The organism is Halomonas sp. ND22Bw (assembly GCF_003011945.1).
GTDB lineage: Bacteria > Pseudomonadota > Gammaproteobacteria > Pseudomonadales > Halomonadaceae > Halomonas > Halomonas halophila.
Map to the genome: position 1 here is coordinate 1 of NZ_PXWD01001685.1, position 239 is coordinate 239.

General features: G+C 60.3%; 1 protein-coding gene. It reads left to right on the forward strand.

From position 1 onward, the window contains the following. Positions 1-239: hypothetical protein (locus CVH10_RS23995; RefSeq protein WP_146143385.1), on the forward strand; the 239-nt coding region annotated here is incomplete at both ends.

The window sequence follows — 239 nt, forward strand, 5'->3', positions numbered from 1 at the left end:
ATGGCCTTCATCGCCGAGCACCCGCTGGCCGAGGGGGTCAATGAGATGCTGTGGGTGGTGCGGGTATGGAACGACGCCGACAACATCCTCACCGAGTTCTCGATCATCGTGCGTGACGACCTTCAGGGGCTGTGCATCGGCAGCCTGCTGATGGACAAGATGATCCGTTACTGCCGCAGCGTGGTGACGCTGGAGATTATCGGCAAGATCATGGTCGATAACCGACCGATGCGCGCGCT